The 23,047-nt window shown below is 60.5% G+C and carries 20 protein-coding genes; 10 read left to right on the forward strand and 10 right to left on the reverse strand.

The annotated features are described in order from the left end of the window. Window positions 1–226: 226 nt before the first annotated feature. Both M5C56_RS00680 and M5C56_RS00685 read right to left on the reverse strand, forming a co-directional pair. Window positions 227–1,279 (reverse strand): LacI family DNA-binding transcriptional regulator, encoded by a 1,053-nt coding sequence (locus M5C56_RS00680; protein WP_103494987.1) that lies wholly within the window; start codon window positions 1,277–1,279, stop codon window positions 227–229. Window positions 1,280–1,393: 114 nt separating this feature from the next. Next, on the reverse strand, window positions 1,394–2,338 hold the full coding sequence (locus M5C56_RS00685) for a LysR substrate-binding domain-containing protein (RefSeq protein ID WP_103494988.1): 945 nt from the start codon (window positions 2,336–2,338) through the stop codon (window positions 1,394–1,396). Window positions 2,339–2,507: 169 nt separating this feature from the next. On the opposite strand from M5C56_RS00685, the gene M5C56_RS00690 reads away from it, so the two are divergent. The 6 genes from M5C56_RS00690 to M5C56_RS00715 all read left to right on the forward strand — a co-directional run bounded on the left by M5C56_RS00690 (window position 2,508) and on the right by M5C56_RS00715 (window position 8,388). Then, window positions 2,508–4,049, forward strand: a complete 1,542-nt coding sequence (locus M5C56_RS00690; protein ID WP_103494989.1) for a histidine ammonia-lyase — start codon at window positions 2,508–2,510, stop codon at window positions 4,047–4,049. 628 nt (window positions 4,050–4,677) lie between these two features. Next, on the forward strand, window positions 4,678–5,535 hold the full coding sequence (locus M5C56_RS00695) for a transporter substrate-binding domain-containing protein (protein ID WP_178129759.1): 858 nt from the start codon (window positions 4,678–4,680) through the stop codon (window positions 5,533–5,535). A gap of 112 nt (window positions 5,536–5,647) precedes the next feature. Further along, the gene (locus M5C56_RS00700; RefSeq protein ID WP_281438657.1) at window positions 5,648–6,319 is read left to right on the forward strand and encodes an ABC transporter permease subunit; all 672 of its coding nucleotides are present in this window, start codon (window positions 5,648–5,650) and stop codon (window positions 6,317–6,319) included. A 21-nt stretch (window positions 6,320–6,340) separates the two neighbouring features. Then, a complete protein-coding gene (locus M5C56_RS00705; protein WP_103494990.1) occupies window positions 6,341–7,078 on the forward strand; it encodes an ABC transporter permease in 738 nt (245 codons plus the stop codon). A gap of 18 nt (window positions 7,079–7,096) precedes the next feature. Next, window positions 7,097–7,888 carry an ATP-binding cassette domain-containing protein gene (locus tag M5C56_RS00710; protein ID WP_103494991.1) on the forward strand — a complete coding sequence of 264 codons (792 nt, stop codon included), beginning with the start codon at window positions 7,097–7,099 and terminating at the stop codon, window positions 7,886–7,888. Window positions 7,889–8,115: 227 nt separating this feature from the next. Then, the gene (locus tag M5C56_RS00715) at window positions 8,116–8,388 is read left to right on the forward strand and encodes a DUF2790 domain-containing protein (protein WP_103494992.1); all 273 of its coding nucleotides are present in this window, start codon (window positions 8,116–8,118) and stop codon (window positions 8,386–8,388) included. Between the two features lie 67 nt (window positions 8,389–8,455). On the opposite strand, the gene M5C56_RS00720 is transcribed toward M5C56_RS00715, so the two are convergent. The 5 genes from M5C56_RS00720 to M5C56_RS00740 all read right to left on the reverse strand — a co-directional run bounded on the left by M5C56_RS00720 (window position 8,456) and on the right by M5C56_RS00740 (window position 14,633). Then, the gene (locus tag M5C56_RS00720) at window positions 8,456–9,385 is read right to left on the reverse strand and encodes a LysR family transcriptional regulator (RefSeq protein ID WP_103494993.1); all 930 of its coding nucleotides are present in this window, start codon (window positions 9,383–9,385) and stop codon (window positions 8,456–8,458) included. A 100-nt stretch (window positions 9,386–9,485) separates the two neighbouring features. After that, window positions 9,486–10,427 carry an aldo/keto reductase gene (locus M5C56_RS00725; RefSeq protein WP_103494994.1) on the reverse strand — a complete coding sequence of 314 codons (942 nt, stop codon included), beginning with the start codon at window positions 10,425–10,427 and terminating at the stop codon, window positions 9,486–9,488. A 132-nt stretch (window positions 10,428–10,559) separates the two neighbouring features. Then, window positions 10,560–12,008, reverse strand: a complete 1,449-nt coding sequence (locus M5C56_RS00730; RefSeq protein ID WP_103494995.1) for an efflux transporter outer membrane subunit — start codon at window positions 12,006–12,008, stop codon at window positions 10,560–10,562. A 19-nt stretch (window positions 12,009–12,027) separates the two neighbouring features. Continuing rightward, a complete protein-coding gene (locus M5C56_RS00735) occupies window positions 12,028–13,500 on the reverse strand; it encodes a DHA2 family efflux MFS transporter permease subunit (protein WP_103494996.1) in 1,473 nt (490 codons plus the stop codon). Further along, on the reverse strand, window positions 13,497–14,633 hold the full coding sequence (locus M5C56_RS00740; RefSeq protein ID WP_103494997.1) for an HlyD family secretion protein: 1,137 nt from the start codon (window positions 14,631–14,633) through the stop codon (window positions 13,497–13,499). Before M5C56_RS00740 ends, M5C56_RS00735 begins: the two co-directional genes overlap by 4 nt. Before the next feature lie 219 nt (window positions 14,634–14,852). Between M5C56_RS00740 and M5C56_RS00745 the strand changes: the two genes are divergently transcribed. The 3 genes from M5C56_RS00745 to M5C56_RS00755 all read left to right on the forward strand — a co-directional run bounded on the left by M5C56_RS00745 (window position 14,853) and on the right by M5C56_RS00755 (window position 17,337). After that, window positions 14,853–15,476, forward strand: coding sequence for a TetR/AcrR family transcriptional regulator (locus M5C56_RS00745; protein ID WP_103494998.1), 624 nt, complete (start codon window positions 14,853–14,855; stop codon window positions 15,474–15,476). A gap of 45 nt (window positions 15,477–15,521) precedes the next feature. Then, window positions 15,522–16,061 carry a G/U mismatch-specific DNA glycosylase gene (gene mug / locus M5C56_RS00750; RefSeq protein WP_103494999.1) on the forward strand — a complete coding sequence of 180 codons (540 nt, stop codon included), beginning with the start codon at window positions 15,522–15,524 and terminating at the stop codon, window positions 16,059–16,061. A gap of 85 nt (window positions 16,062–16,146) precedes the next feature. Continuing rightward, window positions 16,147–17,337, forward strand: a complete 1,191-nt coding sequence (locus tag M5C56_RS00755; RefSeq protein WP_103495000.1) for a cyanate transporter — start codon at window positions 16,147–16,149, stop codon at window positions 17,335–17,337. Window positions 17,338–17,401: 64 nt separating this feature from the next. On the opposite strand, the gene M5C56_RS00760 is transcribed toward M5C56_RS00755, so the two are convergent. Further along, window positions 17,402–17,617 carry a hypothetical protein gene (locus tag M5C56_RS00760; RefSeq protein WP_152737450.1) on the reverse strand — a complete coding sequence of 72 codons (216 nt, stop codon included), beginning with the start codon at window positions 17,615–17,617 and terminating at the stop codon, window positions 17,402–17,404. Window positions 17,618–17,859: 242 nt separating this feature from the next. On the opposite strand from M5C56_RS00760, the gene M5C56_RS00765 reads away from it, so the two are divergent. Continuing rightward, window positions 17,860–18,780: a LysR family transcriptional regulator gene (locus M5C56_RS00765; RefSeq protein WP_103495002.1), complete on the forward strand. Its 921-nt coding sequence runs from the start codon at window positions 17,860–17,862 to the stop codon at window positions 18,778–18,780. Window positions 18,781–19,002: 222 nt separating this feature from the next. Here M5C56_RS00765 and M5C56_RS00770 read toward each other — a convergent pair whose 3' ends face one another. After that, window positions 19,003–19,326: a hypothetical protein gene (locus tag M5C56_RS00770; RefSeq protein WP_247262983.1), complete on the reverse strand. Its 324-nt coding sequence runs from the start codon at window positions 19,324–19,326 to the stop codon at window positions 19,003–19,005. Then, window positions 19,323–23,042, reverse strand: a complete 3,720-nt coding sequence (locus M5C56_RS00775) for an ATP-binding protein (RefSeq protein WP_248766923.1) — start codon at window positions 23,040–23,042, stop codon at window positions 19,323–19,325. Before M5C56_RS00775 ends, M5C56_RS00770 begins: the two co-directional genes overlap by 4 nt. Between the last annotated feature and the right edge of the window lie 5 nt (window positions 23,043–23,047).

The raw sequence follows: 23,047 nt of genomic DNA on the forward strand, positions 1-23,047 counted from the left end.
GATGGCGTGGGCGTGATCACTATTATTTTCCTTATTGTGAGTGCAGCGGCGAATCCATGTGGCCCTTACGGCTCCTGATAACAGCATGATCGGCAAATGATTGCGCAATCATTGAAAGATTCAAAAAAAGGTCCCGCCCGACAGAACAGATGACCTTTGCGCCGATACTACACTGATTGCGCAATCATTCAACCCTGCGATTATCGGAAAAAAGCTGTTTTCAGGATCAGGTACTGGCGCGGTCGATCAGGGTGAAACCGGTGTCGATTCGCACGGGATGATGACTGCCGGCGGGATATTCGAAGCGCTCAAGCAGCGCCTGGGCCACTTGCAGGCCAATGTTCCTGCCATCGACGCTGACGGTCGACAAGGCCGGGTGCACCTGCGCCGCGCTGCTCAGATCGCCGAAGCCCATCACCGCCAGATCCGACGGTACCTTCATCCCGCGACTGGCGGCTTCGGCTAGGACACCCTGAGCCACGGTGTCGGAGCTGCACACCACGATGTCCGGCGGCACGGGCTGTTCAAGCAGGCGTCGCAGCCCTTCCCTGCCCACTTCGAGGGTGGCCGGCGGTGCCAGGATCTCCATCGGCACCTCTTCGATACCCTGGCGCTTGAGCTCGGCGATCAGGCTGTTGCAGCGACGCAGACCGCGAGGATCGCTGATGGTCACTACCGAGAAACGCTTGTAGCCCTTTTTCAGCAAATGCCGTGCGGTCTCCTCCCCGACTTTCTCATGGGAGAAGCCCACCAGCATATCCAGGGGATCTTCGCTCAAGTCCCAGGACTCCACCACCGGAATACCCGCCTGGGCGAGTCGCAGACGACTGGATTCGGTATGCAGCGTGCCAGTCAGGACAATACCGTCCGGCCGACGGCCGAGGACCGCTTCCAGCAGCTTTTCTTCCTGCTCGGCGGAGTAGCCGGTCAGCCCCAGCAGGGTTTGATAGCCGGCCTGGGTCAGGCGATCCATCAGCGATTGCACGGTATCGGCAAAAATGGAGTTGGCAATGGTCGGGAGGAAAATCGCCACCAGGCGGCTTTTGTTACTCGCCAGGCCACCAGCCAGCATATTTGAAACATAGCCGGTCTTGCGCACCGCTTCACGGACCTTTTCCCGAGTCTCCTCGGTCACCAGCTCCGGTCGATGCAAGGCCCGGGAAACTGTCATCGGCGAAACGCCGGCCACCTTCGCCACATCAATCAAGGTCAGGCTGGCGCCCTTCCTGGGCGCGGTGATCGATGTGTCAGTGGAGGACGCCGCTGGTTTCTTAGCCATGAACCTTTCCGAATCTGAAGCTCAGTCTCTGAAGCTGCCGTGCAAGGCAGGCTGTAAGCGCGGGGAATCTACCAAAACCCCGCGCAACATTCACGATACTTGGTTTCGACTCGATCAGAGGGCAACGATCAAGCCAGCGGTAATTTCCTCTTGTGCCTTGCCCCGGCCAATCAACCAGCGCTGAAAGGCCCGGCATTGGGATTTCTGCAGGGTGTTGGGGTGCCAGCTCAGGTAATACGGCGAAGGCAGCGGCATGGCGCGGCCCCAGGGAATGACCAGGCGCCCTTCATCAATATCGCGGGAAATCATCGAAAACTGCGCCAGCACCACCCCCTGGTAATCGATCGCGGCTTGAATCGCCATGCTCGACGAAGAAAAACTGCGACGGATGACAATCGCCTGCTCGACCGCCACACCTTCGTGCTCGAACCATTCGGCCCATGAGGGCGGTGAGTCGAATTTCGGCCGCGAATCGATACGGATCAGCGGGTATTGAAGCAGGTCAGCGGCCTGCTCCACCCGGCCCGGATAGCCCGCAAGGCTCAACAGTTTCGGTGAGCAGGCCGGCACCACACAATCGCGAAACAGCACGACACTGTGCTCGGCATATTGGCCTGGCTCGCCATAACCGATCCGAAAATCGGCGTTTTCCTCCTCCGAGGTATCCGCCAGCGTGCTGTCCAGATAGATGTCGAGATCCCCATGCTCATGCTGCCATTCGTAGGTCAGGGGCGCCAACCACCGGGTCATGAGTGAAGGCAGGCCACTGACATACAGATTGTTGGGATTTTTCGAACGCTCGACTTCGGAAACGGCGGCCCTCAACTCTTCAAAGGCCGTGGAACAGCGCCCATGAAAACGCAGGCCAATGGCGTTCAGCCGCAGGCGCTGTCCCTCCTTGACCGTCAGGCTCATGCCCAGCGCCTCCTCCAGCAACTTCATCTGCTGGCTCACCGCGCCCACGGAGAGGTTCAAGCGTTTGGCCGCTTGGGAGATACCGCCGCAGTGACCGACGGTTTCAAACACCTGGAGGGCTCGTAAAGGCGGTAGACGGCTCATGGCGGTACAAAGCTCTCGAAGGCATTTTATGTTTAGAAATTATATTAAAACTGACAGAAATTGCCATATTTTCTTCATCGATAGATCGCTTTAGCCTTCTCCCACGCTCAATCGAGCGATGGCCCGGCCGGGCCGGGTCCTCAATCATTTCGTTTCTCGGGAGTTCGCAATGACAGCTCATCCTCAGCAGATCACTCAAGTAGTGCTTGGCGACAGGGAACCTTCCATCGAAGAGTTCGTCGCGGTAGCCCGTTACTCCGCCAAGGTGTCGTTTTCCGAGACCTACAAGAATCGCGTGAACCGGTCCCGGGGTCTGGTCGAGCGTTTCCTCGATGAAAATCGCCTGGTCTATGGGGTGACCACCGGCTTCGGCGACAACGTCCGGCATGTGATTTCGCCACAGAATGCCAAGGAGCTTCAGGTCAATATCGTGCGTTCCCATGCCGTCGCCGTCGGCGAGCCGCTCAAGCGTGAACAGGTTCGGGCCATCCAGTTGATGGTATTGATCAGCCTGGGCAAAGGCTTTTCCGGGGTACGCCTGGAGTTGCTGGAGCTGATTGCCGGCCTGCTCAACCATGACGTCGTGCCGTTTGCGCCCGGCGAGGGGTCGGTGGGTTATCTGGCCGTCGAAGGGCACCTGGCCCTGGTCCTGCTCGGCGAGGGCAAGGCCCGGGTCAATGGCGGCGAATGGGTGGATGGCGCCACCGCCCTGCAACAGGTCGGCCTACAAGCGACGGACCTGCAGTGCAAGGAAGGCCTGGCCATGCTCAATGGCACCATGTCGGTGACCGCCATCGCGATTCTGGCCCTCTACAATGCCATGCAGAGCGCCGCCCTGGCCGACGTCGCCGCCGCCCTTTCACTGGAAGCACTGAAGGGCACGATTCGGGCCTTCGATCCGCGTTACCACTCGATCAAGGCCCACAAGGAGCAGGCGCAAACCGCCCGGGAGATCAAGGCGATGCTGCACGACAGCCAACTGATCGCCGAAAACATCGACTACCGGTTGCAGGACGCCTACAGCCTGCGGGCCATTCCCCAGGTGCATGGTGCGTCGAAACGCTTTATCGATCACGCACGGGAAAATATCGAGAACGAAATCCACTCCTCGGGCGACAACCCGATCATCTACCCGCTGGAGGACGGTGACGGCATTGCCATTTCCGGCGCCAACTTCGACGGCAGCTATATCGGCATGTCGGCGGATTCGCTGTGCGTGGCGCTGGCCAGCCTGGCGAAGATTTCCGAACGCCGCATCGACCGCATGGTCAACTCGCACTTCAGCGAAATGCCGGCCTTCCTGGTGCGCAACCCGGGACTCAACAGCGGCTATATGATCCTGCAATACACCGCGGCGGGCCTGTATGCGGAAATGAAGGCGCTGTCACTCCCCTCCACGGTCGACAGTTTCTCGACCTGCGCCAACCAGGAGGACCTGGTCAGCCTGGCGTACAACGCCGCGATCAAGGCCTACAAGGTTTCCGAAAAGCTCGAGTCGGTGCTGGCGATTGAACTGCTGGTGGGTTGCCAGGCGTTGGACTTCCATGACGTGCACAAAGCTTCCAGCGTGACCAAGGCGGTTTACGACCTGGTGCGCAGTCGCGTACCGGTCGCCGACCATGATCGTGCCTTCTATCTGGACATGGTGAGTGTTACCGAGCAGGTACGCAGTGGTGAGGTGCTGGCCACGGTGCAGAAAAACCTCAAGTAAACAGGTTGACCCCGGGGCCGTCCTTTGGCCGTCAAGGTAGGTGTTTTGGCTACCTCTCGACGGCTGAAGGACGGCCTTTTTCGCTATACAAGCCCTCCCCAAAACGTTCCCCATCGCGCACTAACATCTCTCAAACTGTCACCGAGCGCCCCAACGTGGCGCAATTCCCAGCTCAGGTAACAACCGTTACCTCCTCGGCAAAGCTTCCAGAAAAAAAACCCCGCCCAGCAAAGCCTTGTCCTACAAGCGCTGCAGCAAAATCCCAGGTTTTATTGCACGGCGACCCGGCAAGTTGGCCGCTTGATTGCATATGCTTGTATGTACAAGTAAATGTGTGTGCGTATAAGTTGCCAGCACGATCTGTGCACAGCACCGGTTTACGTTCGAGAGCAAGGCCACAAACCTGCCGATGATCACGGCTTGATCGATCGATCAGGAGCACATGGAGAGGGGACGGCCAGCCAGGCTGAAACCATCAGGGGTGCGAATTAACCGGCTTGACTGGCGGGTTGGCTGTTTATGGTTTTGTCTTGTCTGCACAAGAACCGTTGCGCAGGCAAGCATTGGAGATTCGGCCTGAGCCGGATCAGTTCGCAACACTCCATTGATTAGGCAGGAAATTATCAAGATGTCGAAGAAATCAAGCTGGTTGGGTTCTGTAGCGCTCAGTGCAATGGTTCTGGCCTGTGCCCCGGCACTGCAGGCCAAAGAGTGGACATCGGTGAATATCGCCACCGAGGGCGCCTATGAGCCCTGGAACCTGACGCTCCCAGGTGGAAAGATCGGCGGCTTCGAACCGGAGTTGATGGATATCATCTGCCCGCGCATGAAGCTCAAGTGCAACGTCGTGGTACAGAACTGGGACGGGATGATCGCCAGCCTCAATGCCGGCAAATTCGACGTGCTGATGGACGCCATCGTCATCAACGAGGAACGCCAGAAGGTCATGGCCTTCTCGACGCCTTACGCCCAGACCCCGGCCAGCTTCGTCTCGCTGAAAGCCGATCTGCTGCCGGGCAAGACCGGTGACGCCGCCGCCATCACCCTGGGCACCGATGCCAAGCAAGTCCGCGCCGGCGTTGAAGAGCTGCGCAAGGCCCTCAAAGGCAAGACCATCGGTATCGCCTCCGGCACCATCTACACATCGTTCATTGATGAGAACTTCAAGGATGTCGCGACCATTCGCGAGTACGGCAGCTCGGCCGAAGCCATCCTCGACCTGCTGGCTGGCCGTATCGACGTCGCTTTCGATGACGTGACCTTCTTCAACTCGGTCATGGACAAGCCAGAGAACAAACCGCTGGTCTTTACCGGCCCGGTCATCAAAGGCCCGATCTGGGGTGAAGGCGAAGCACTGGGCTTCCGTCAGAAAGACCCGGAGCTCAAAGCCAAGTTCGACGCCGCCCTCAAGGAAGCCATGGCTGACGGCACCATCAAGAAACTGAGCGAGAAGTGGTTCAAGGCAGACCTTACCCCTAAGCAGTGATTCTGAATGGCCCGGCAACGTAACAGTTGCCGGGTTGCTTGAACCTTCATCATAAGTGGGACCTTCTATGAACCTCTTGCAGCTACTCAGTTTTGGTGACTCAGGCTGGGGAATGGCGCTGCTCAAGGCAGCAGGCATGACCGTGATATTGACCCTGGCGGCGCTGCTGGTGGGTGCGGTATTTGGCAGCCTGGTCGCGGCGGCCAAGCTATCCCGGCGGCGCACCCTGCGCTGGCTCGGAGACCTGTATTCGATTCTGTTCAGGGGTATCCCTGAGCTGCTGGTGATATACCTGTTCTACTTCGGCGGCGCCAGTGTGGTCACCGCGGTGGGCCACTGGTTCGGCGGCGAAGGCTATATCGACGTGCCGCCTTTTCTGGTGGGCGCGCTGGCGGTCGGGTTGATTTCCGGTTCCTATCAGGCCGAAGTCTACCGTGGCGCTTTTCTCGCCGTCTCCAAGGGCGAACTGGAAGCCGGGCTGGCCATCGGCATGAGCCGGGCCATGCGTTTCAAACGGATCTTGATCCCCCAGGTACTGCGCTTCGCGCTGCCCGGGCTGGGCAATGTCTGGCAAATGAGCTTGAAAGACTCCGCGCTGATTTCCGTGATCGGCCTGGTGGAGTTGATGCGGGCCAGTCAGGTCGCGGCCGGATCGACCCGGCAATATTTCACCTTCTACATCATCGGGGGCATCGTGTACCTGGTTCTCACTGGCCTCTCCGGTCGGCTTTTCAACATGGCCGAGGCTCGCGTGCGTCGCACGCAGCAGCGCAGCCCAGTCTAGTCAGAGTCGGAAGGACTACTTATGATCGATTTTCCGTTCCTCGCCGACACCATGCTCAAGCTGTTGGCCGCGTTGCCCACCACGCTGACGCTGTTTTTCTGCTCATTGGTGATCGGCCTGACCCTCTCCGTCGGCATTGTCAGCCTGCGGGTCAGCCGCTGGTGGTTCTTCAGCTACCCGGCGCGTTTCTACATCATGCTGTTTCGCGGCACGCCGCTGCTGATCCAGATGTTCCTGATCTACTACGGGCTGGGCCAGTTCCCGGCCATCCGCGACAGCTTCGCCTGGGTCCTGCTCAAGTCGCCCTATGGCTGCGCGGTGGTTTCACTGGCCCTGTGTACCGCCGGTTATACCGCCGAGATCATTCGTGGCGGGCTGCTCAGCGTACCCCAGGGGCAGATCGAAGCCGGCAAGGCCGTGGGCATGTCGCCGTGGGAATTGCTGCGCCGGATCATTGCGCCGGTCACCCTGCGCCAGGCCCTGCCGGCCTACTCCACCGAAGCCATCTTGCTGGTCAAGTCCACGGCGCTGGCCAGCCTGGTGACGGTGTGGGACGTGACGGGCGTTGCGCAACAGATCATCCAGCGCACCTATCGCACGATGGAAGTGTTCATTTGCGCGGCCATGATCTACCTGGTGCTGAACTTCCTGGTCGTCCGTGCAGTCGCCTGGCTTGAGTATCGTCTCTCGCCGCACTTGCGGGAGCGACCAGTCGACGCCATCAAAAAAGCCAGCCCTTCGCTGCCTACCCATTCCTGATTTGATACGGAGCCTGCCATGAGCACTCAGTCCGCCTCTGCCCTGTCGGTGACTAATATTCAGAAGTCCTTCGGCAGCGCCCATGTCCTCAAGGGCATTTCCCTTGAAGCCCACAAGGGCGACGTGATCTCGATCCTCGGCGCCAGTGGGTCCGGGAAAAGTACCTTCCTGCGCTGCATCAACCTGCTGGAGACCCCCGATCAGGGCATCATCACCGTCAACGGTGAAATGATCGAAATGAAGCAGCACGCCGACGGCCGCCAGACCCCGAGCAACGCCCGCCAGGTCGAGCGCATGCGCAGCTGCCTGGGCATGGTGTTCCAGAGCTTCAACCTGTGGTCGCACATGACCGTGCTGCAAAACGTCATTGAAGGCCCGATGCGGGTGCTCAAGCGCTCCCGTGCCGAGTGCGTCGAGGAAGCCGAGGCACTGCTGCACAAGGTCGGCCTGTACGATCGTCGCGACTATTACCCGGCGCACCTGTCCGGTGGTCAGCAACAGCGCGTGGCGATTGCCCGCGCACTGGCGATGAACCCGCAGGTGATGCTGTTCGACGAGCCGACCTCGGCCCTTGACCCTGAACTGGTGGGCGAAGTGTTGCGGGTGATGCGCTCCCTGGCCGAAGAAGGTCGCACCATGCTGGTGGTCACTCACGAAATGGGCTTTTCCCGCCACGTGTCAAACCGGGTGGTATTCATGCACGGCGGCTTGATCGACGTCCAGGGCACGCCGACGGAACTGTTCGAAGGCTTGCCTACCGAACGCTTCAAGCAATTCGTCTCCAGCCATCATGAGCGCACCACCGAATAAAGCCGCTCGGCGCCATTACCTCGCGGAACGACAACGGCCCCTGATTTGGGGCCGTTGTCTTTTCCAGTCGGTCATTGATGTGAATCTGGCAACAGTGTTTGTCCAGTGAGCCGCTATATGGGGGAATAACAAACACCTAATATCGTCTCTACCCAGTGAGCCAATGCAATAAGCATTAACCCCTCACGAGGTAAACACTCGAAACTCCAGACGACACGGTGAACATCATGAACTTCGCAAAAATGGCATTGGTTCTTATTCTTGGTAGTGCAGCGGCGCAGGCATTTGCCGACGACGGCTATTCAACAGCCGCCACCAGCCAGCTCCCGGTTGAAACGTACACCGCTGCAGCAAAACCCGATATCGAGAAAGTCATTGCCATCACCGAGGCCGCCGACCAATGCGCGCCGGTGCCCGTGCAGATGACCTATGACGACTCCCACGGCCAACGCCATATCCTGCAATACGATGTCATGGGTAGCGGCTGCTCGAACGGCTGAGTGCCTTTGTGGACGATGGAGGGTCGACACTCCTTCCCCGCACGGCCAGATGAAAAAGCCATTATCGTTATTGTGAACCGACAATTTCCTTATTGGATGCCAACAACTCCGGAATCGCGCCTTTGAGAAACTCGACCCAGGTTTTTATCTTGGCATCGACGAACTTTCGCGAGGGATAGATTGCAAACAGATTCAACTCTTCAAGATGATGGTTGGGCAGTACCCGCACCAATGTTCCGTTCCTCAGTCCCTCGACAGCCGAAGCAATAGGCTGTATCCCGATCCCCATTCCGCTTTTTATCGCAACGGTCATGCCGTCGGCGGTATTGATGTGCAAGGGAGACAGGGGTGTCGTGACGCTCTCCAGGCCTTCGGGCCCTTCGAATATCCAGTTTTCAGCCGGCATCACCGTGTTCACGATTCTCAGGCAGTCGTGTGAACAAAGATCCCCCGGAGACTCGGGATGCCCGCGTTTTTCCAGGTAGGCGGGCGACGCACACAGAATGCTGTAGGTGCTACCGAGCCGCTGGGCGACAAAGCCTGAATCGGGCAAATCCCGCGCCAGCACAATCGACATGTCATAGCCCTCCTCCAGCAAGTCAGGCAGCCGATTGGTCAGGACCAGATCAAACATCACCGAGGGATGGGTCTCTCGATACCTGGCAATGGCCTGGATCACATAGTGATTGCCGATGGCCGACATGGCGTGAATCTTCAGCCTGCCGGCCGGCATGACTTGAGCGGTACCGGCTTCCTCTTCCGCTTCACGCACCTCATCGAGGATTTTCTCGCAGCGCTGCAAATAACGCACACCGGCTTCGGTGAGTGCCAGGCGCCGGGTCGTCCGGTTGATCAAGCGGGTTTGCAACCTGGCCTCCAGGCTGGAGACGGCTTTGGAGACGTTGGCGGTGGTGCTGTTCAGGATCTCGGCGGCCCCGGTAAAGCTGCCGCTTTGAGCGACCACCGTGAAAAAACGCATGGTCTGGAAGACGTCCATCGTTTCCACCTCGGCAAATCAGCAAAAATACCATAGCCCAGTCTGGAAAATGGCTCGTAAAAAAGGGGCGGCCCTGCAACAGCCGCCCCCTGCTTACGCGTTATTTCTTGCGCGGAATAAACCCGGGCACGCCGGTTTCCACTACCGAGTTGAAGCGTATCCGGGTGGTGATATCGTCCCGGATTTCAGCCATGGCCCGATGGGGCAAGGTGGCAATATCGAAGTTTTCCTGGATATGGCTCGGTGTTGCGCTGGTGGTCAGAAAAGCCGTTCCCCGCTGTACCGCCCAGGCCAACGCGACTTGCGCCGGGGTTTTCTGCAAGCGCTGGGCGATTGCGGTCATTACCGGTTCTTCCAGCACATTGGGTTCCATGCCATGCCCCAGTGGCGCAAATGCCAGGAGGATAATCCCGTGCTCCTGGCAGAACTCGAGCAGTTCCCATTCAGGCAGATAAGGGTGGGATTCAACCTGCACGACGGCGGGCTTTATCCGCGCCACGGCCACCAGCGCTTTCAACGCGTCCAGGGTGATATCAGACAAACCGATGGACCTGCACCGGCCTTCATCCACCAGGCGCTCAAGGGCCCTCCAGGTCTCGATCAAGGTGACACCCGAATCGTAGATGACATGCCCCTGAAAATCCCTCGGGTCCTGGTCATCGCCGGGCTGAAAGGCAAACGGCGTATGGATCAGGTAGCAATCGATGTAATCCACCTGAAGTCGGCGGCAGCTGGCGGCAAATGCCGGCTCGACGCGCTCGGGACGATGGTTGGTATTCCACAGCTTGGTGGTAATGAACAGCTCTTCTCGCCGAACCTTGCCGGTTTGCAAGACCTCCTGTAGAGCAATGCCGACACCTTCCTCGTTGCGATAGCGCTCCGCACAATCGAAATGACGAAAGCCTGTTTCCAATGCCGCTCTGACCGCCTGCGTGGTCACCGAGAGGTCTCGAAACAACGTGCCAAAACCAACCGCCGGCATCTCACCGGTTCCGTGAGCAATAGGGAATCTGGTGTCGCGAAGCGCATCGTGATAAGTCATGCCTTTACTCCATTGCCTGGGGCCACCACCGCAACCGCGGCAGTGACCATTCATAAAATCTCGAGAGGCCGGCCAGTTCGCGGAAACGGTCCGCCAATACCTGGCTCGGCTATGGGTTCGGCCTTGCCGCTGTCAGCGACCCGCCAGTTTTTGCCCAAGTACACCGACGGAGTTACCGCCCAGCGCCACGAACAAGCGCACCGTGTCGAGATACCGCGCGGTCTTCACACGGATCTGTCCCAGCAGCGCCTGTTGATACGCACGCTCGGCCTCCAGCACTTGAAGAACGCTGTTCTCGCCTTGCGCATAGGCCTGTTGGTTCAAGCGCAAACTGGTTTCGGCGGCGCGCAGCGCGTCCCCTTGGGCGAGGTTTTCCTGCTCGTCATGGTTGATGGCCTGCAACGTGTCAGCGACCTGGCCGAAGGATTGGATGACCGTCTGCTGGTAGCCGGCGAGAGACGCCTTGTAGCCGTCGACGGCCGCCTGGCGTTCAGCCTTGAGCGTTCCGCCATCGAAGATCGGCCCCGCCAGTCCCGCCGCAAAGCCCCAGAGCGCCGCGCCGCCATTGCCGGAAGCGGCTTGCGCCAACGATGCGGAAAGCTCGACATGCGGATACAGGTTCGCGGTCGCGATCCCCACGGCGGCACTGGCCATCTGCAAGTCAGCCTCGGCTTGCCGGACATCGGGCCGGTCGTGGGCCATTTCCGAGGGCAGGCTGACCGGTACGCCGGAGGGCAAGGCAAATTCGGCCAGGTCGAAGTCCGGCGCAATCCAGTCGGCCGGCCCCTTCCCGGTCAGAATCGACAGCGCATGACGTGCCGCATCCCGCTGCTGGGCCAGGGGCGGCAACAGCGTGCGATCCTGCGCCAAGCGTGTCTCGGCCAGCGCAACATCGACCTGCGTGGTGCTGCCATTGAGGTGGGCCATGCGCACCAGCTCAAGATTCCGGGTGTCATCGGCCAGCAGTTTCTCGACCGCCGTCATCTGCGCGTTGGCAGAGGCTATCAGCAGCGCCTGGCTGGCGACGTTGCCGGTCAGGCTCAGATACGCCGCTTCGTAGCGATGCGTCTGAAGATCGACCAAAGCCGCTTGTTGTTCGACCCGCCGCTTGTTACCACCGAATGCATCCAGGTCGAAGCTGACTTGAGGCCCGATGCTGTAGAAATTGGCCACCGTGGGGTCGGCGGCGGTATGGACCCGCTGGCGACCGACCTGGGCGGCAAAATCGACCCGCGGATAGAGCGCGCCTTGCGCCGCAACCACGGACGAAGCCGCCTGCCGGAGCGTCGCGTCAACCGCCACCAGCTCAAGATTGCCCTCGATTGCCCGACGGACAACCCGGTCGAGCTTGGGTGATTGAAAGGCCGACCACCAGTCACCGTTGATCTTCTGGCCCAGGTCAATCCGGCCCTTCTGACCGAGGCCCTGCTCGGCCTGCTGGTCATAGTGCTGCGACGCGCTTTCCGAGGGTGCCTTGTAGTCAGGGCCGACGGTACAGGCGGACAGGAAAAAAGCCGCCGACACCGCACCGACCATCGTAGGGAAGAGGTGTCTGTTGAGGACGAATGCATTGGGTTTCATTTGCCAGACTCCACGAAAACTAGTTGGTCGGAACGGGTTTGCGAAGCAACACCACCAGCGGACTCACCAGCAGCATCACCCACAGCAAAATCTTGAATTGGTCGACGATGGCGATGAAGGCCGCCTGGCCGGTGATCATTTCGTTGAGCGCGCCCAGCGCCGGCAAGGACGTCGAGGCGGCCATGCGATACGCGGTCAGATGACTGGCCAGCGCCTGATGCATCGCCTGCGTGTTGTTGAAGAAACAGGCCTGCACCACCGCCACGCCCAGGGTGCTGCCATAGACACGGGCCAGATTGAAAAAGCCCGTCCCTTCCGGGCGCAGCTTCGGGTCCAGGGTGCTGAACGCCACCTTGCTCAGCGCCGGCATCAATACCCCGAGACCGGCGCCCTGGAGCGAACCGGCAACCGCCACCGGCCAGCCGTCCATCAAGGGTGAATAACCGAGCATCAGCCAGTTGGCATAGATCACCATGGCGATGCCCCCCGCCACGAAGGGCCGGCGGTCGAAACGTTCGGGAACACGGCCCATCAGCAGGAACGCACCGACCAACCCGACACCCCGCGGTATCGTCAGGTAGCCCGTGGTGTCAGGCGGAAAACCGAGCAGTTCATCCAGCATCGGCGAGGTCAGCGCCATGGTCGACAGCAGCACAAAACCGAGGGCGAAAAACATCACGGTCGACAGCACGAAGTTGCGATCCCGGAACAAGCCCTTGCTGAGGAAATGCACCTTGGCGGTCAGCACATGCACCACGAACAGGTAGAGCCCCAGCGCACAGGCCAGGGCTTCCAGCCAGATTTCCAGCGAGTCGAACCACTCCAGGCGCTCCCCACGGTCGAGCAGCATTTGCAGGCCGATCATGCCGAGCGTGAAGCTACCGAAACCGAAGAAGTCAAAGGGCGGACCTTTCTCGGCCTTTTTCTCCGGCAACAAAAATGTCACCACGAGGAAGATGAACAGCGACAACGGAACGCTGATGTAGAAGATCGAACGCCAACCGTAAAGCTCGCCAAGCCAGCCACCGAGACTCGGGCCACTGACGATGCCCAGCAGCACAATGGCCGTCCATATCGGGCTAAAGGTCCCGCGCCGTGCGGGCGGTAAAGTCTCCATGGCAATCGCCATCGACAGCGGTGCCAGCACGCCACTCGCGGCGCCCTGGATAATCCGTGCACCGACGAACTCCAGCGGCGTCGTTGCCTGGGTCGCGAGCAACAAACCCAGGACAAAGCCGGCTATCGCGGCTTGATACACCCGCTTCAAACCGAATCTCCCGGCAAGCCACTGCGCCAGCGGCAGGGTGATCGCGCTCGCCGCCAGATACGAAGTGAAGACCCAACCCGCCTGGTCATCACTCATCGACATCGCCCCCTGGATAAACCGGAGCACCGCATTCGGCAGCGGCAGGCTGGCGGACTGCATATAGGTCACGAACAGCGCGGCAAACCTGAGCGTAAGCGCGCCCTCCCCTCCGGGCTTGGCGCTCATTGGTCAGTCCCCGCGCTCAACAGCGCCGCGATCGGCTTCCACCAGGACGAGCGATAGCCGGTATCGACCTGGACCGTGGCGCTGGTGCCGGAGAACAACGGTAGATCCGGATCGGCTTGATCGAGTTCAAGTCGAACCGGAACCCGCTGGACCACCTTGACCCAGTTGCCGGTGGCATTTTCCGGCGGCAACAGGGCGAAGTCCGCGCCGGCCCCCGGGCTCATGCTGATCACGTGGGCCTTGAAGGCGTGCCCCGGATAGGTGTCAATACGGATCATCGCGGCCTGGCCCGGATGCATATGGGTCACCTCCGTTTCACGGAAGTTGGCCTCGACCCAAACCCGCCGAGACAGCAGGGCAAAAGCTGGCGCCCCATTGCTGACATAGTTGCCCACCTGCAAATCGTCGACCTTGGCGACGATGCCATCGTCCGGCGCATACACCGTCGCGTAGGAAAGATAGAGCTGCGCCTCATCCAGCTGCGCCTTGGCCTCACGAATCGCCGGGTGGCTGTCGACGTCGATATCCGGATTGCCGTTCAGCGCAACCACCGTGCTGGCGATCTGTTGTTCGATAGACGCCACGTGCTGCCGCGCCATTTTAAGGTCGGTGTCCGCGCGCTCATAAACAGAGCGCGAGACAAACTCGGTCGCCACCAACGCCTGCTTGCGGGTGAACTCCTTTTGATCGAAGCCGGCCGACTCCTTGGCCGATTGCAAGTCGGCCTGTTGCTGGCGATAGCTGGCCTTGAGTCCCTGGATACGCAACCGCGCCACGCTCAGTTGGGCTTCGGCGCGGTTGACCGCGATCTGGAACGGCTCCGGATTGATCCGAAACAGCACCTGGCCCTTGCGCACCGGCTGATTGTCCTCAACGGCGATGTCCACCACCTGCCCGGAAACCCGGGCATTGACCGAGACCTTCGCCACCCGGGCGTAGGCATTATCAGTCGAGACATAGGGTTCGCCGGCCAGATAGCGGGCATACCCGATGGCCGCGAAAAGCACCGGGACACCGACCATCAGCCATGGCCGCAACCGCTCCTTGAACGGTTTGCGCACAAGCGTGCCAGCCGGGTTCGGCCCTGGATGCTCAAAGGTCTGCGAAGCGGGGATGTCGAACTGTTGGGTCATGATCGAATGCACCTTTAACCGGGAAATCGGAATTGCTGTGAGAAAGCAGTCCATGCGCGGTCTGGAGGGTTGCCCCAGCGCACCTGTTTCATCGCAGCACCACCCGGTTCGAGCTCCGCCACAACAAATCTGAGATTCAGGAACTTCTGGTTCCTTAATTTTGTGCGATAGTGTAAGAATATCCCCACGCAAGTCTTCGCTCAAGGATTTTTATACAACATGGCACAAAATAAAGTCACCGAAGCCAAAGGCCGTGGCCGGCCCCGCGCGTATGACCCGCAGACCGCGCTGCAGCAGGCGCTTGGGGTTTTCTGGAGCACCGGGTATGCCGGCGCGTCGCTGGACAGCATCGCCACGGCGGCGGGCATGAACCGTCCCAGTCTCTATGCGGCGTTCGGCGACAAACACGCCCTCTATATCAAGGCGTTCGAGCAGTATTGGGCGCAGGCCTGCGCCGCCGTGCACGAGGCCCTGACGGACAGCACGCTGACCTTGCGCGAGGCGTTGCTGGGTTTCTACGAGGGGCAGTTGTCGATCTATTTCTCAGGTGACGGCCAGCCGCGGGGCTGCTTTGTAATCGGCACGGCCACCACCGAGGCTGCCGAAGACCGTGAAATACGCGACCTGCTTGCGGATCGCCTGAGCCAGCTCGACGCCGATCTCGAAGCACGCCTGCGCCTGGCCGTCGCCGCTGGCGAATTGAAAAGCGATGCCGACCCGGCCGCCCTTGCCGTACTCGCCTCCTCCCTGCTGCACAGCCTTTCGATACGGGCTCGAGCGGGCAAACCCCGCGCCGAATTGACGGAGCTGGCACGCAATGCGGTCAAGGTGATCTGCGGATGAGCTTGAACGAGGTGCTCGGCACCCGCCGGGCTTGCGAGGTGTGGGGTGGCTGAAAGACTCGAAGACATTCTTGATGAAGGCCTTGCGGTGATTTTCTGCGGTATCAATCCGGGACTACTGGCCGCCGCCCAGGGGCATCACTTTGCCGGCAGAAGCAATCGTTTCTGGCGCACGCTGCATCTGGCCGGCTTTACCCCTGAGGAAATCCGCCCGGAAAACGACCGGACAATCCTGCAGCATGGGTGTGGATTGACCGCCGTGGTTGAACGGCCCACGGCGCGCGCGGATCAGCTGTCTCCCGCTGAATTCACCGCCATCGCCAGGGACTTTGAGCACAAGATCGCCCGCTACGCCCCGCGCTTCGTGGCCTTTCTCGGCAAGGCGGCGTACTGCGGCTTGTCCGGCCAACGAGACATCGCCTGGGGACTTCAGCCACAGACCTTCGGCCATGCGGCGGTCTGGGTGCTGCCCAATCCCAGTGGGCGTAATCGTGCGTTCAGCCTCGATCAATTGGTGGCGGCGTACCGTCAACTGCATCTGGCGGCACTCGGGCACCTTTCGGTCCTGAAAGCGGCTGAATCCTAATTTCTCGATATCCCAGCCTACTTATCAAATTGCGCCTGCCCATCCGCGACGGCCTAATTAGAGCTTTGTTAACCAAGGCTCCCGAATGGAACATGTACGAGCTTCAAGCACCCACGCCGCGGGGTTGATGGTCAGTGTGGTGTTGGTCGCCCTCAATCTGCGGCCGTCGATGGCCGCGGTCGGGCCCTTGCTGTCGGCGATTCGCGGGGATATCCCCTTGAGTTTCAGCGCCGCGTCGTTACTGACCATGCTGCCGGTCATGGCAATGGGACTGGCCATGTTCCTCGGCATGCGCATCGCCCAGCGCTTCGGCGAACACCGCACCATCGTCCTGTCCTTGCTGGTCATCGGCCTGGCGACGGCTTCGCGACTCTACCTGGAGAGCACCGTCGAGCTGATCCTCAGTGCGGTACTCGCGGGTCTCGGGATCGCCCTGATCCAAGCGGTGATGCCGGCGCTGATCAAGTCGCGCTTCAGCCACAACGTCTCGCTGTTCATGGGGATCTACGTGACCTCGATCATGGGCGGCGCGGCGCTCGCGGCGTCGTTCTCGCCGTTCGTCCTGGCACAGACTGGAAGCTGGCGGATCAGCCTCGCCATCTGGGCGCTGCTGGCGCTGGTCGGCCTGGTGGTCTGGTTCGCCCAGCGCTCGGCGGTCCCGCACTTGCCGCAGACCTCGAGCAGCACCCAACAGGAATCGTTTTTCGGCAACTCGAGGGCCTGGCTGCTGGCGATCTTCTTCGGCCTGGGCACGGCGTCCTATACCTGCGTGCTGGCCTGGCTGGCGCCCTACTACGTGGAGAAAGGCTGGAGCGAACAAAGCGCCGGCTTGCTGCTGGGCCTGCTGACCGCCATGGAAGTGGTGTCCGGCCTGGTCACCCCGGCAATCGCCAACCGCAGCCAGGACCGACGCCTGGTGCTGGCGGTCTTGCTGGCGTTGATCATCGCCGGCTTCTGCGGCCTGATCCTCAGCCCGCAACGCTTCACCCTGCTCTGGCCATGCCTGCTGGGCCTGGGTATCGGCGGGTTGTTCCCGATGAGCCTGATCGTTTCCCTCGACCACCTGGACAACCCGCGTCGTGCCGGCGGCCTGACCGCCTTCGTGCAAGGCATCGGTTATCTGATCGCCGGGCTCTCGCCGCTGATTGCCGGGGTGATTCGTGACCAGCTGGGCAGCTTCGAGTGGGCCTGGTGGTCACTGACGGCGGTGATGGCCGTGATGATCGTGATGGTCCTGCGCTTCAATCCGAAGCACTACGCACAGCACATCCACTAGTCGGCGCGGTCCTTTCCTGGCTGATCAGCCTGCCATTGGAAATGGGGTTACGTGGAAACGTTCTTCAGGGAACAAAGGGGTCATTTGCCCCTGCCTTCAACCACGGGCGCAGCGCTGTCGGATCCACCCGATCCGACAGGTACAGGGGCGCGCCGTCAGCGCGGTAGCGGACCAGGGCGGCAAAGGCACCATAGTTGGCGACTTGCCGTTGCCCTTCGAACAAGGCCGGTAGCCCCGGGCAATGCTGGCCGGCGGCGTCCCGCCAGTTGGCAATATTCATGTTCATCCCGCGTGGGCCTGAAGGACCGAGGCGTCGCTGACGACCACAAAGAGGGAGATACAATCATGAATCATGGCGATTTTCTTCTTGGCAAGGATAACGCGAGGGCCAGGCCTTTATAGTGAAGGGGTCGCCCACAGGCTATTTAAAAAACAAATCCCATCCCCTAATATCTCAATCGGCTGCTTGTCTACAAACATGAGCAAAAGTAACGCCTATGGAACCTGACCGAGACGGATTTTATGCTCAATAGCAATTTGCTCAGAAAGCTGGACATGCAGGACCTGATGGTATTCGTCGCGGTTTATGAGCAGAGCAGCGTCACCGAGGTTTCCGAAACCCTTTGCGTCAGCCAGTCCACGGTCAGCTACTGCCTGAAAAAGCTGCGGACCAGCTTCGAGGACGAGTTGTTCATCCACACCCGTAATGCCATGTGGCCGACCAGCAAGGCCACCAGCATGTACAGCCATGTGGTCAATATTATAAAAAACATCAACCTGTGTCATTCCGGAGTCAACGTATTTGACCCGACCGAAAAAGAGATCACTTTTAATATTTGCGCACCGGAGTACTTCGAACTCCTGATCCTCCCCGACCTACTGAAAAGTTTTATCAAGAGCAACCTGCCGATCATTGTGAACACCCACAAGTTCCACAAGGATGTTCCGGTCGAACAATTGGTCGACGGTCGTATTGACCTGGTGATTTGTGCCGGTCCGAACTTTCATCGTGACGCCAAGCCCTTCAAATCAAAGATCCTGCTGGACGATGACCTGGTGTGCGTGGTCGACAAGCATTTCACGCCGCCAGAGAACAGGTTCAACCTGGACACCTTTGTCGCGCGCCAGCATATCTTTCCGACGCCCTGGACCTCAGACACCAACATGGTGGATGGCTGGCTCGGCAAACAGGGCTATACCCGGCAGATAGTCGCCCGCGCCAACAGTTATGTAGCGGCACTTGAAATGATCAGCGGAACCGATCTGGTTCTCATGTTGCCTCGCCGTCTCCAGAAGCGGATCTGTGACGAAACCAAGTTCGCGTTTTGCAAGCCGCCGGCGGGTTTGCCCAGTTTCACCATCGACATGTTGTGGGACAGGAAAGCCGAGCAAAACAGTGCCAATACCTGGCTGCGCGAGCAGATTGCCAAGGTTTGTGCCTAGGGGCGGGTAGATGACGCCTGGAGTCCACGAGTGCTCATGGATTTTGAGTTTCTTTATCAGGTCGCATTATTTCGGACAGTACATTGGTACTCCAGAATGATCCTCCATGGAGCGACCGTGCAGTGCCGCTTGTACTCTCAAGCGCGCCTTTAACTGCTCATCAACATTACAAATCGTCATGCTGGCCATGACACACCTCCATCATTCATCAATGATTGCATTTTAAGCATTGATTGCAGTCAGGGCAGTTCCTTTAAGATCTGGCCACCTTGAATGCTCCGTCAGCGCCCCCCCTCTGGCAACAGCCAGCAAAATACCAAAACCCACCAGCAACCCGCCGAACGCGCGGTCGATCCAGTGACGTACCACCTGCATAAACGGACTGATGATAAAAATCGTCGTCTTCGAGTTCAGGACATCACTCTCGGCCAGTGTTCCACTGGGCTGGGTCCGGATCGCACCAAAGGTCGAGACCGCCGACAACCAGATGAAGACCTGTTCCGGCGCCACGCTGTCGGTGGTGTCGCTGGCGTGTTCATCACTCATGCCTGCGCCGCATCAACCGGAATATCGAGGGTGAAGGTCGCGCCCTGCCCCGCCCCGTCGCTGTGCACAGTCAAGCTGCCGCCCATTTCCTGCGCGGCTAGCGCGCAGCTGTGCAGGCCGAAACCGTGCCCGTTCTTACGCGTGGTGAAGCCATGCGAGAAAATGCTAGCCAGGTTTTCCGGCGTAATCCCGTCGCCGTTGTCGGCTACCGTGATGCGCAATACCGGCCCGTCGGCGAGGGCCGCGCGGAGCGTGATGCTCGGGCTGCGATCAACCACGCCGTCCAATGCCTGCTTGGCGTTGCGGATCAGGTTCACCAGAATCTGCAGTATCCGGTGCCGGTCCAGCGACAGCAGGGGCAAGTCGGCAACGTCCTTGACCACCGTCACCTCGTGGCGCGCCAGTGATCCGGCATTCATGCGCAAGGCATCATCGATCAATTCCTGGACCGGAACTGCCTCGACGACATTGACGTTACCAGCATGGGACTGCTGGGCAGCGACGATGCTCTTGATATGGTTGATGCCCTTGGTCAGTTGCCCCAGCTCTTCGATGATGCCCTGCTGCTCCGCTGTCACCACCACTGCCAACCTGAGCAGGTATTCAGGCAGCATCTTTCCTTTCTGGTCGCTGGTGAGAAAATCGCTCAGGTCATGGACGTGTTCGTTCATCATATGAGCCACCTTGGTCAGTCCCAGTGCCTTCGAAGCGCGCATCTGGGTACTGATCACATCGGCCGAGACATTCACGCTGTTGAGCACGTTGCCGATGTTGTGCAGCACATTATTGGCGATCTCGGCCATGCCGGCCTGACGGGATTTTGCATGCAGTTCGGTTTGTATCTGGCTCATGCGTAGCGCCGCGCGTACGCGAGCCCGGAGCTCCAGCGGCGAGAAGGGTTTGGCGATATAGTCGTCGGCACCGCTCTCCAGCCCTGAGACGCTGGCTTCGCTGCCGCCGCGGGCGGTCAACAGGATCACGGGTAAATGGGCGAAACCGGCGCTGGACTTGATTCTGGCTGTCAGACCAAAGCCGTCGAGCTTCGGCATCATCACATCCGAGACGACGACATCGATGGGGCGACGCTGCAGGAGCGCCCAGGCCTGCTCTCCATCCGCCGCGGTGGCAACGACGTAGTCGTTGTGCAAAAGTTCGCTGAGGTAGCTGAGCATTTCCGGACTGTCGTCTACCAGCAGTACTCTGGATCGCAAGTCGTGTTCCGGATGCGGCTCCTCGCCTGTAGTGTCGTCCGTCGAAGGCCGGTCGTTGCTACTGCCAGGGTGACCGTCGTCGAAACGCAAGTGGCGCTGCTCGGTACTGCTTGTCGGGCTCGGTGACGATCGCTCGTGCATATTGCCGGCTTCAGCCGGCACGGTGTCTTGCTCCGCTCCCAGCGGAAGTCGAACAAAGAAGCGCGCCCCTCGCCCGGGCTCGCTGTTGACGCCGACTTCACCGCCCATCAGTTCGACCAGATCCTTGACCAGGGCGAGACCGATGCCTGTGCCGCTGTAGTGGCGCGTGGCGGAATTGTCGATCTGGGAAAAACGCTGGAACAGCAGCGGTAGTTTGTCAGGCGCAATGCCAATGCCCGAGTCCTGCACCGCGAGCTCAAAGCGCTCGCCATCGAGCGGAGTCACCGCCAGGTGCACGGTGCCGCCAGCGGGCGTGAACTTGATGGCATTGCTCACCAGGTTGAGCAGTATCTTCTCGAAGTGCCGGGGGTCCAGGAACACCGTGCCGAGCGCGGGATCGACGTACCAGGTCAAGGTGCAGCCTTTGCCCTCGGCCACCATGGCGGCATCGTCGGCCAGCACGCCAACCGCCTTGCTCAAGTCAACGGGCGCCGGAAACAGCTCAAACTTGCCCGCTTCGGCCTTGGAGAAGTCGAGAATGTCGTTCACCCGGTTCATCAAGCGCAGCGCGTTGCGTTGGACGCGGTCGAGTTGCCCATGCCAGTCCGCCGGCGGGGCGCTCGCTGCCGTGAGCTGCTCCAGGGGGGCGAGAATCAGGGTCAGGGGGGTGCGCAGTTCATGGCTGACCGTGGCGACGAAATCGCTCTTTGCCTGGTTCGCCGCCTCGGCCTGGTTGCGCGCCTGAATGAGTTCGACGGCCTGCGCCTCCAGTACCTCGGTCTGCTGGTGCAGCGTGTCGGTCCGTTCGGCGACCATTCTCTCCAAAGAGGCCTGGACCTGCTGTCGTTCGGCCTCGGCCTCGGCCTCCAGCACCCGGATACGCAAGGCATTCTCCTGGAACACCCGGACGGCGCGGGTCATGATCCCAATCTCGTCGCCGCGTTCGGCGCTGGCGATCTCGGCGTTCAGGTCGCCGGCCGCAAGCCGGCGCATGACCGAGGCCAGGACCACGATGGGCTGCGCGACAAACCGCGACGTGCTCCAGGCAATGGCGCCGGCCAGCAGGATAGCGACGGTGCCTGCGATCACCGTCGCCAGCATGCCGCGATCATTGTGGACCACCGCGTCGGAGCGCGCTTCGCCAGCGAAGCGCGCGACCAGTTGGCCGGCACTTCGTGCCTCGTTGCGCACCTGATCGCGCGCGACGCTCAAAGAGTTGCTCGCCTGATGGAACTTGACGAATGCCGCCCGGTAGCCGGCAATCTGGTCATAGACCGAGAGGGGCGCAGCTTGGGTTTGCAGTCCTCCGGGCGAGGGCAGAACGCGGGAGAGCCGGGAGAGCTCATCGAGGAGGTTGCCGACGGAGCTCGCGACCTCAGCCGAGGGTGACAGGCGGAACGACAGGGTCTGCGCCTCCAGGGTGGCGACGCGCTCGGCGAACCGCTTGGACAACGCGGAGGCATTGTGCAGCAAACCGGTTGTGGCCTGAATGTCGTTTGCGTCATGGGCCACGTGCTCGCTCGCTTCGCCCAGCATCGCCTCGAGGCGCTCGAGCGTATCCTCGACAGCGGCGAGGTGCTGCAAGGCCTCGCTTCCCCGGAGCCTGGGAGCCTCGCCAAGGTGCTCGACCGCCAGCCTGGCCGCGGCGACCGTCGCTGCCAACTGGTCCAGGCTCTCGCCCGCCTGCGACGCGCCCATCACCTCGCGCAATTGCTCGACCACGGGCAGGAGGGCCGCGCAGGCGTTGCGCGCCACGGTGGCGGCGCCCTCATCACCGGTCGCCAACACCTTGGCCACATTGGCGATGACGATCCGTTCGCCGTTGCGCAGGATATCCAGGATGCGATGGGTGCTTTCGATGTTACTCACCCGCGCCTCATGGTCGGCGATGCGCGAGTCGAGCCCCTTCAGCCCATCGGCGATGCCCTGTTCAACGAGGATCGTCGCCTCTCGCATCCGCCCATAATGGTCGGTCATGTTCTCCGTTTCGCCATCCATGGTCAGGGTCGCCGCCCGCAAGGTGGCGATGGCTTCGGCAAGTCTCCCCAGACTGCCCTTGAGCGGTTCCGCCTCCGCCGCCGGAATCGTGGTGAGGCCGGCGATGGCGGTCGCCACCATGGCTTCGGCCTGGGACAGGCTTTCCTGGTCACGGGTGGCGATAAAGTTTTCCACCCGCCCGGTGGCCGCGTTGACCGAGGCCAGGATCTCCGCGGAATGGCTGGCGGAATCCACCGCACGTTCCATGCCCCGCAGCCCGTAGAGGTCCACCAGCGATACCGTCAGCATCAGCAGCACCAGTGCGGCGACCGCCAGCCCGATCCTGACGGCAATAGGCCTGTCCCTGGCGGGTTTGAATACCGACATGGAGC

The sequence above is a fragment of the Pseudomonas sp. MWU13-2862 genome, assembly GCF_023242495.1.
In the GTDB taxonomy this organism is placed as follows: domain Bacteria; phylum Pseudomonadota; class Gammaproteobacteria; order Pseudomonadales; family Pseudomonadaceae; genus Aquipseudomonas; species Aquipseudomonas gingeri_D.

Coding starts and splice junctions, on each gene's coding strand:
- M5C56_RS00680 (WP_103494987.1), bottom strand. CDS start 1,279: ATGGCTAAGAAACCAGCGGCGTCCTCCACTGACACATCGATCACCGCG.
- M5C56_RS00685 (WP_103494988.1), bottom strand. CDS start 2,338: ATGAGCCGTCTACCGCCTTTACGAGCCCTCCAGGTGTTTGAAACCGTC.
- M5C56_RS00690 (WP_103494989.1), top strand. CDS start 2,508: ATGACAGCTCATCCTCAGCAGATCACTCAAGTAGTGCTTGGCGACAGG.
- M5C56_RS00695 (WP_178129759.1), top strand. CDS start 4,678: ATGTCGAAGAAATCAAGCTGGTTGGGTTCTGTAGCGCTCAGTGCAATG.
- M5C56_RS00700 (WP_281438657.1), top strand. CDS start 5,648: ATGGCGCTGCTCAAGGCAGCAGGCATGACCGTGATATTGACCCTGGCG.
- M5C56_RS00705 (WP_103494990.1), top strand. CDS start 6,341: ATGATCGATTTTCCGTTCCTCGCCGACACCATGCTCAAGCTGTTGGCC.
- M5C56_RS00710 (WP_103494991.1), top strand. CDS start 7,097: ATGAGCACTCAGTCCGCCTCTGCCCTGTCGGTGACTAATATTCAGAAG.
- M5C56_RS00715 (WP_103494992.1), top strand. CDS start 8,116: ATGAACTTCGCAAAAATGGCATTGGTTCTTATTCTTGGTAGTGCAGCG.
- M5C56_RS00720 (WP_103494993.1), bottom strand. CDS start 9,385: ATGGACGTCTTCCAGACCATGCGTTTTTTCACGGTGGTCGCTCAAAGC.
- M5C56_RS00725 (WP_103494994.1), bottom strand. CDS start 10,427: ATGACTTATCACGATGCGCTTCGCGACACCAGATTCCCTATTGCTCAC.
- M5C56_RS00730 (WP_103494995.1), bottom strand. CDS start 12,008: ATGAAACCCAATGCATTCGTCCTCAACAGACACCTCTTCCCTACGATG.
- M5C56_RS00735 (WP_103494996.1), bottom strand. CDS start 13,500: ATGAGCGCCAAGCCCGGAGGGGAGGGCGCGCTTACGCTCAGGTTTGCC.
- M5C56_RS00740 (WP_103494997.1), bottom strand. CDS start 14,633: ATGACCCAACAGTTCGACATCCCCGCTTCGCAGACCTTTGAGCATCCA.
- M5C56_RS00745 (WP_103494998.1), top strand. CDS start 14,853: ATGGCACAAAATAAAGTCACCGAAGCCAAAGGCCGTGGCCGGCCCCGC.
- M5C56_RS00755 (WP_103495000.1), top strand. CDS start 16,147: ATGGAACATGTACGAGCTTCAAGCACCCACGCCGCGGGGTTGATGGTC.
- M5C56_RS00760 (WP_152737450.1), bottom strand. CDS start 17,617: ATGAATATTGCCAACTGGCGGGACGCCGCCGGCCAGCATTGCCCGGGG.
- M5C56_RS00765 (WP_103495002.1), top strand. CDS start 17,860: ATGCTCAATAGCAATTTGCTCAGAAAGCTGGACATGCAGGACCTGATG.
- M5C56_RS00770 (WP_247262983.1), bottom strand. CDS start 19,326: ATGAGTGATGAACACGCCAGCGACACCACCGACAGCGTGGCGCCGGAA.
- M5C56_RS00775 (WP_248766923.1), bottom strand. CDS start 23,042: ATGTCGGTATTCAAACCCGCCAGGGACAGGCCTATTGCCGTCAGGATC.